The organism is Microcoleus sp. N3A4, from assembly GCF_036701805.1.
In the GTDB taxonomy this organism is placed as follows: Bacteria; Cyanobacteriota; Cyanobacteriia; order Cyanobacteriales; family Microcoleaceae; genus Microcoleus.
In genome coordinates, this window is the sequence record NZ_JAUBRJ010000020.1 from 1 (window position 1) to 4,066 (window position 4,066).

Annotated in this window: 7 protein-coding genes; all 7 read right to left on the minus strand. The window is 42.3% G+C overall.

Annotated elements, in window-relative coordinates; genetic code table 11:
• Positions 1 to 240 precede the first annotated feature (240 nt).
• The 7 genes from QUA56_RS13940 to QUA56_RS13970 are packed head-to-tail and all read right to left on the minus strand — an operon-like array spanning position 241 to position 3,977.
• The gene (locus tag QUA56_RS13940) at positions 241 to 429 is read right to left on the minus strand and encodes a CPXCG motif-containing cysteine-rich protein (protein WP_333358476.1); all 189 of its coding nucleotides are present in this window, start codon (positions 427 to 429) and stop codon (positions 241 to 243) included.
• A complete protein-coding gene (locus QUA56_RS13945; RefSeq protein WP_333358478.1) occupies positions 413 to 874 on the minus strand; it encodes an SRPBCC family protein in 462 nt (153 codons plus the stop codon). Before QUA56_RS13945 ends, QUA56_RS13940 begins: the two co-directional genes overlap by 17 nt.
• A 14-nt stretch (positions 875 to 888) precedes the next feature.
• Positions 889 to 1,242: a transcriptional regulator gene (locus tag QUA56_RS13950; protein ID WP_333358480.1), complete on the minus strand. Its 354-nt coding sequence runs from the start codon at positions 1,240 to 1,242 to the stop codon at positions 889 to 891.
• A gap of 4 nt (positions 1,243 to 1,246) precedes the next feature.
• Positions 1,247 to 1,576 (minus strand): type II toxin-antitoxin system RelE/ParE family toxin, encoded by a 330-nt coding sequence (locus tag QUA56_RS13955; RefSeq protein WP_333358482.1) that lies wholly within the window; start codon positions 1,574 to 1,576, stop codon positions 1,247 to 1,249.
• 41 nt (positions 1,577 to 1,617) lie between these two features.
• A complete protein-coding gene (locus QUA56_RS13960) occupies positions 1,618 to 2,031 on the minus strand; it encodes a transcriptional regulator (RefSeq protein ID WP_333358484.1) in 414 nt (137 codons plus the stop codon).
• Positions 2,006 to 2,314 (minus strand): type II toxin-antitoxin system HigB family toxin, encoded by a 309-nt coding sequence (locus QUA56_RS13965; RefSeq protein ID WP_333358486.1) that lies wholly within the window; start codon positions 2,312 to 2,314, stop codon positions 2,006 to 2,008. The genes QUA56_RS13960 and QUA56_RS13965 overlap by 26 nt, the downstream gene beginning before the upstream one ends.
• Positions 2,315 to 2,336: 22 nt before the next feature.
• Positions 2,337 to 3,977 carry a radical SAM protein gene (locus QUA56_RS13970; protein ID WP_333358488.1) on the minus strand — a complete coding sequence of 547 codons (1,641 nt, stop codon included), beginning with the start codon at positions 3,975 to 3,977 and terminating at the stop codon, positions 2,337 to 2,339.
• Between the last annotated feature and the right edge of the window lie 89 nt (positions 3,978 to 4,066).

The window sequence follows — 4,066 nt, forward strand, 5'->3', positions numbered from 1 at the left end:
AATATATAGTCCAAATAAAAGTCCATGATAATAAATGTAGTGTTTGTTACATTATACACCATAAAGTCAGGAGAGCCGATTTTTTTTTGACAATTAATCCACGCTGCTTAAGGGGGGCGCCCGGATATCTAGGGTTTAGTCGTCAAACAGCATATCGATACTACATTTGACGTTAAGCTGACACTAATAAATATTATTATGTCCCTACCGAATTGCGTCCAAAGCCGAGTATTTATTTTGCTATTCTTGATAGTCAGTATCTATTTCAATATCTAGGGTATCTTCATCTATTCTGACATACAGAACATTCGGGCGACAGCAAACTTGACAATCTTCGATATAAGATTGCTCCGTACCGGCGCTGATATCAACAAAAGTTGTACTCGGTTCGCCGCAGAAAGCACAGTAATATTCAGCCGTTGTTTGCATCTTTTTCGCACTCTCTTTTTGTCACTTCGTGGCGGTAGCAAAACATATCTGTTAACCGCATCTTTACCCACCAACCTAACAGCAAATCGACAATCGGGCCGCCCGGTATCGAAAATGCGATCGCATCTGTCAATCTAGTCTTGCCATTTTCAGCAGTAAACTCGTGTCGGTGAGTCCAACGTGCCATCGGGCCCTCAGTTTGTTCGTCAACAAACAAGCGATATTGTTCGCACTCAGTGTGAGTCGCCACCCATTTTACAGGAATCGGCCCCAATAACAGGCGAAATTCTGATATAGCACCCACATCGAGTCCCCCTTCGCGGCGAATGATTTTCACCGGTTGCCAAGGCGGAGTCAAAATTTGCAGAATGTCCGGCCTTTCGTGAAATTTCCAGACAGTTTCAACGGCAGAATTAATTAGGGATGAATATCTAAAATTAGGCATTTTTATTTATGTTACTAAACAGTTAATTGCGCCGTAATTTCAGCATTAACATCATTATCCTCTGTATCAGTACAAACAGCAACAGTTAGTTTCAATCCCAAAGCATTCAGCCAAGTTCCCAGATTGTAAATCGCATCATTTCCTTGCTGCGACAGCAATTTATCCAGTTTTTTTAAGTGCAATTCATATTCTTCAGGAGTCATTTTCGGTTGACCGAGAGCTTCTGCTACATCGCCCAGAGCTCGTTTCAGCAATTCAGGTTCCGGGTCGATTTCCTCTATAGTCGCCGTTATATAGGCTGCTGCTAGTTCGGGATTTTTTGTAAGAGATTCAATCAAAAATGGATGATAAGGTAGGCTTTTAGGCATTGTCTTAACTCCTATAATCTGTCCAGTATTCTTTAGCTTGCCGGATATCTCTGTCTTGAGTGCTTTTATCGCCTCCGCAGATGAGAATCACAATTGTCATTCCTATTTGTCCAAAATAGATTCGGTAGCCAGGCCCATAATTAATTTTGATTTCGCATACGCCTTCCCCTACGGAGCGATACTCTCCTAAATTACCATCAGCAATTCGGTTCAGCCTAGATACAATTTTAGCTTGAGCATTGATATCTCTGAGCGAATCAAACCACTGATCGTAAGGAATTTTGCCATCTGAGGCTATGTAGCGCTGAATTTCTTTCGGTTGGACTTCTGGCATAATTATATTATAGTGCGTTACTCATCCCAGTATGCTTGTAACTAATTATACTCAAGAAATGCCACAGGAGAAAGATGGAAAAACTTAGCTAACTTTTGAATTTGACTCGCGGTCAATTCCCGCTTTTGATCGATCACCTCAGATACCCAAGACTCCGATTCAAAAATATCAATCAAATCTTTTTCTTGAAGATTGTCTTCAACCATCAACGCTTTCAGTAGTGCAATACCTTTCAAAACAGGCATTGGCTCAGATTTTTGTTCGTAATCATAAACAAGAGTACCCAACACGTTTAAGTAATCTCGATCGTCTTGCGTGAGATTGCTCCGACTCAGAATAGAATCAATCCGATTTTGTGTAGCGATTAACTCCGCTTCACAAGTAATTGGACGCGGTGGAAAAGTCGTGATAATCTCAATATAGTAGCTACTAGGAGTTTTTAAACCAGTCGTCATTTTTCCAGTTCTCCTTATCATATTCTGCATGAGTTAAAACACAGCGGACAAACACTATCTGGTATTCATAATCGATAAAAGCAATTAACCGATAGTTATTGCCACCAATATTAAATACCGTAAAGTTACCTACTAAGTCAGCAGAAGGAAATACTTTACGCATATCTACTAAACTTTGCCATTCAGCATCACAACTACGCTGATACCACAGCAAAAGACTTGTTTCAGCATTAGGGTGTGTTTCCCAAAATTCTTTTAGTCGTTTTCGGCTAATGACACGCATGAGACTATTATAATCTAATTTACTAAACGGGGCTTAGTGAATTTTCACATTTTTTTGTATGAGTCATCGCCTCAGCCAAATGCTTCTTCAAAGTCGCCTCCGGTAGCGGCCCTTTTAAATGACTCCAAGGCAATACCTGTTCCAATTCCCACTCTTGAAAAACATAAAAATCCATCTCCGGCAACTGTCCCCGCAACTCCTTAAACGCCCGCCGATAACTGCCCAAAGTATCGCCGTAATGCCGCACTAATTCCAACAGCCGAGACAACCGCCGATCGCCCCTAGAGAGCAAACCCTGAATTACAGACCAGTTATAGCTTTCAGGTCTAAATTCTAAACCTAACTTACGCAATTCTTTATCTAAAAACTTCAGCCTCTTCTCCGCATCTTTATTCACTCCAAACCACTGAAAAGGAGTGTGAGATTTAGGGACAAAAGTGCTGCATCCTAGAGTCAAGCGCAAACCGGGAGCGGCTTTTCTAATCGCCCGCATCATCGCCACCGTCTCCTCTAAATCCTCCATTTCTTCGCCGGGAATTCCCGCCATTCCGTAAAGTTTAATCCCCTTTAATCCGCCAGCTTTAGCATTGATGGCAGCTTGGATAATTTCGTCATTTGTGAGTTTTTTGTTAACTATTTTGCGGAGGCGATCGCTCCCGCTTTCCACCGCAATTGTCACAGATTTGCTGTCTCTGTTTGTCAATATTTCTGCCAATTTAACTGTCACCGTATTCGTCCGTACCGAAGAAAGACTCAGCCGCACGCCGTCGTATTTCGGATGATTCAAATGATCCAGCAACGCTTCAAATTCCGGGTGCTGAGTGACAGAAGCACCCAACAAACCCAAGCGATTAGTCACAGCTAAACCGCGATCGATCGCCGGAATTAACGAATCCTCCAAACTCGCAGTTCTAAACGGCAAAGTCAGATAACTTGCCAAACAAAAACGGCACATTTCTGGACAACTCCGAACCACTTCCACCATGTAAATATTTTCCCAAGCCGCTTTTTCTGTCACCACAGTGGAAGCAGATAAAGTATTGCCGCGATAAGTCTGTTTTTCAACCACACTGGGAATTTCAGAATCGACAGGCTGAATCGATTTAATTCCCTCAGCAGCATCCAGATAAGTTACTTCGTACAAACTGGGGACGTAAACTCCCGGAACTTGGGCTAAATGCCGCAATTTAGTTAATCTGTCGGCGGTACGGACTTGTTTACAAGCATCAATAAAATTGTCAATAAGATGTTCGCCATCTCCCAGCAAAATCACATCAAAAAAATCTGCAAAAGGTTCGGGATTAGCCGTAAAAACCGGGCCGCCCCCGAATACGATCGGATGATTGTCAGTTCGTTTTAATGCCCATATCGGAATTTCTAAAGATTCCAATAAATTGAGAATATTTACATAGTCTAGTTCCCAAGAAAGCGAAAATCCCAGTAATTCTGGATGTCGGGGAAGTTGTTCGCGGATATCAGTAAATAAACGGCCCACTTCAATATCCGATCGCACAGCCAAAGTTGCCCACACTATCTGATAGCCGAGACTGGTGATGCCAACCGTGTACTCATTGGGAAAAGCAAAAATAGTCGGGATAGCATCAGCATCGGGGGTTGCTGGGGCAAATAGTAAGCGTTCTTGGGCAAATGGGTTAGGAGTCATCCGATTTTAGATTTTAGATTTTAGATTTTAGATTAGGGAATTTATCCCGCGGATAAATCCGGGAGTTTGTGACCAAATTGCTTTCGATC